The organism is Microcystis sp. M49636_WE2 (assembly GCF_030065375.1).
GTDB lineage: Bacteria > Cyanobacteriota > Cyanobacteriia > Cyanobacteriales > Microcystaceae > Microcystis > Microcystis aeruginosa_C.
This window is the reverse complement of record NZ_JASJFG010000157.1, coordinates 1-3,239: the sequence shown is the minus strand read 5'-3', so window position 1 is coordinate 3,239 and position 3,239 is coordinate 1. Positions and strand designations below refer to the sequence as shown.

At 43.8% G+C, this 3,239-nt stretch carries 4 protein-coding genes; 3 read left to right on the top strand and 1 reads right to left on the bottom strand.

Going from position 1 to position 3,239, the window contains the following annotated elements:
* Window positions 1-72: 72 nt before the first annotated feature.
* Complete coding sequence (gene psb35, locus PX484_RS03615) at window positions 73-273, top strand: photosystem II assembly protein Psb35 (protein ID WP_002802560.1); 201 nt, start codon at window positions 73-75, stop codon at window positions 271-273.
* Window positions 274-511: 238 nt separating this feature from the next.
* Window positions 512-1,294: an endonuclease/exonuclease/phosphatase family protein gene (locus tag PX484_RS03610; protein ID WP_288102887.1), complete on the top strand. Its 783-nt coding sequence runs from the start codon at window positions 512-514 to the stop codon at window positions 1,292-1,294.
* A gap of 323 nt (window positions 1,295-1,617) precedes the next feature.
* On the opposite strand, the gene pyrR is transcribed toward PX484_RS03610, so the two are convergent.
* The gene (pyrR, locus tag PX484_RS03605) at window positions 1,618-2,151 is read right to left on the bottom strand and encodes a bifunctional pyr operon transcriptional regulator/uracil phosphoribosyltransferase PyrR (RefSeq protein WP_002736112.1); all 534 of its coding nucleotides are present in this window, start codon (window positions 2,149-2,151) and stop codon (window positions 1,618-1,620) included.
* A 144-nt stretch (window positions 2,152-2,295) separates the two neighbouring features.
* On the opposite strand from pyrR, the gene PX484_RS03600 reads away from it, so the two are divergent.
* Window positions 2,296-3,239 (top strand): amidase (locus PX484_RS03600; protein ID WP_288102889.1); only part of this gene is annotated, 944 nt, incomplete at its 3' end.

Below are 3,239 nucleotides of genomic sequence, written 5' to 3'. Positions count from 1 at the left end.
CGATCGAGAATAGGGATGAGGGGGCCGATTCTGTTAAGATATACAAATTAAAAGCTTAATCGTGAAAAAATTATGTATCTACTCCTAGAAGTGGCCAGTGGCAAATTCCCCGTTTATTTCGTGGCAGTTTATGTGGTCGGTTTTCTGGCTGCTGTCACCATCGGTTCGATCGCTTGGTATAATTCTAAACGTCCGGTTGGTTGGGAAGATGCCCAAAGACCGGATATTATCCCCGAAGTGAAGACAGATGTAGATTCTGATTCTCGATCCTAGAAAAAGGCAGTTATCAGTTATCAGCTTCTGAAGGCAAGAGGCAAAAGACAGAATCTGGCAATTCTCCTACCTAAAAAGAAGGTTAGAAACTAAGCACATCAAAGCTTTTAGCTTAACGAATTAGGTTTTAGATTCGGACTTTGTTATCAGATGTGGGTTTTCAGTTCACTGATTACTGATTACTATTTACTGACAGAAATCCCCATTCCCTTCCATCTTCCCTATTCTCGATTTTGCTATGAAACTAACAGCGATGTCCTTTAATATTCGCTACGATAAACCCGATCCCGATGAGCGTAATTGGCGAGTAAGAAGGGAAGCAGTCGCGGCCTTAATTGCTCACTATTCTCCCGATATAATTGGTACTCAGGAAGCTCGCGCTAATCAACTATTGGATCTACACCGTTTATTGCCAAAATACCAAAGTTTAGGCAGCGATCGCAGGGGGACAGGATTAGATGAACATTGTGCGATTTTATATCAACCAAGTCGGTTACAATGTTTGGAAATATACGAATTTTGGCTATCAGAAACTCCCGATATTATTGGCAGTATCACTGAAGCTTGGGGTAATCCTTATCCCCGCATGGTAACGGGGGCTAAATTTGGCACTCTTGAGGGGCAAACTTTGCAGTTTTATAACACCCATCTCGATTACTATAGCGACAAAGCTAAGGACTTAGGTGCGAAGTGCATACAGGAGCGTTTTTGTCAACTAGATTTAACAAAAGATTACCTGTTTTTAACGGGGGATTTTAATGTTAATTCTCAGCAATTACCCCGTCAGATTTTAACTCAACCTCTCCAGTCAGAAATTAAATTAAAGGACGCTTTAGCCGATTTAGAATTAGCGGAACAAATGAGCTTTAATAATTACACCGATACCCCTTATTTAGCCATCGATACCATTTATTATGATAACCGTTTGCAGTTAGATTGGGCAAAAGTCGATCCTTCCCGTTGGTTGAATCTTATTCCTTCCGATCATTATCCTGTAATTGCTGCTTTTACCTTGCCCTAAAAATAGATTATTTTTGTATTTAGCAAATATATAGAGGGTAAAAGCTTCAGCAGACTTTGGTGATTCGATGGTTAAATTTGTTCGGTGTTTTCAACAGGAAAAAACTTAACAAGTGCTATTTTTGTGGCTATTAAGTAGCTGGTTATAATTAAATTAAAAATGGATTTTAGGTTCGATCCCCCCTGCCCCCCCTGATAAGGTAGGGTTGATTCATGAATCAACCCTACCCTTGATAAGGGGGGTGTCTGATAATTTTTAACGCCTACCTACTTATCGGAGCAATTCTGTTTATTTTCCTCTGGGGATAGTTACCAATCCTCTGTTTATTTGATTAATTCCACCCCATCTTTGCCGTCAATCTCCTGTAGATAAACTCTTACCTGTTCCTCGGCTGCGGTGGGGAGTTTTTTGCCGGTAAAATCTGGGTGAATTGGTAATTCCCGATGACCACGATCAACGAGGACTAATAAGCGGATTTTTTGCGGTCTGCCATACTCAATAATAGCATTAAAAGCGGAGCGGATTGTGCGACCTTTGTAGATAACATCATCGACTAAAATCACGGTTTTTCCCGTGACATCTAGGGGCATTTTGGTTTTAGCAGGAGTGCGGGTTTTAATGCGATCAAGATCGTCGCGATAGAAGGTAATATCGATCGCTCCCACGGGAACTTTTACCCCTTCTAAGCTCTCAATTTGACTAGCAATTAAATTAGCTAAAGGCACTCCTCGCGTGTAGATACCGATCAAAATCAAGTTATTTAAATCGCCACTTTTTTCGATAACTTCGGAAGCCAAACGGGTAATAGTGCGACGAATTTCGTCAGCCGAGAGAATTTCAATTAACTGTGGGGTCATAATTTTCCAAGACAAGGGGGGATAGGGGATAGGGAAATTTTTACGGCAATGTCCCTTTTTTTACTTTTTCCTTTTTCCTTTAAAACCATCTCCATCACTAACGAATATAATTATTTTCACTTACCTATTTTAACTCGATCGCTCATGAGTGATGAATTATTGCAAAAATCTGCCCTAGAATTAGCCCAACTGATTCGCACTAAACAAATCTCCCCCCTAGAATTAACCCATTTATACCTCGACAGAATTGAGAAATTTGACTGTCAAATTGGTAGTTTTGTCCATGTCGCCAGGGAAAGCGCCCTAGCCACCGCGGGCGCCCAAACGGAACAATTAAGTCAAATCGCCGCTACTGCCGAATTACCGCCTTTTTTTGGAGTTCCCACCGCCATTAAAGACTTAAATGCCGTCGCTGGAATGCCCGTTAGTTACGGAGTCGCCGCTTTACAGGGAAATATCGCCCAATACGACGAAGGAATCGTCACCAGAATGAAAATGGCGGGTTTTATCCTTCTGGGCAAAACTGCCACTTCCCAGTTAGGTTCCTTTCCCTACACCGAAAATCCGGGTTTTTTGCCGACTCGTAACCCCTTCAACCGCGATTATACCGCAGGAGGTTCCAGTGGCGGTGCGGCGGCGGCGGTAGCGGCGGGTTTCTGCCCGATTGCCCAGGGTTCCGACGGTGGCGGTTCCATTCGTACTCCGGCGGGTTGTTGCGGTTTGGTGGGGATAAAACCCAGTCGCGGGCGCGTTTCCTATGCCCCGGTGGGGGAATTTCAAAGCGGTATCGCCACTAACGGCACTCTTTCTAAGACGGTGGCAGATGGGGCGGCGCTGCTTACCGTGATTTCGGGCTATACGACGGGCGATCCCTACTGGCTACCCGATCCGCCCTTTTCTTTCCTAGAAGCCACTCAGAGAGGCGTAAAACCCCTAAGAATCGCTTTTTCTACTTCCATATCCCCCTTCGGCGAAGCGGCTGCCGTCTATAAAAATGCTGTGATCGAGACGGCTAAAATTTTAGAGGGTATGGGGCATCATTTAACGGAGTATTCTCCCGATTTACAGGCTTTAATCGCTCCTTTTCG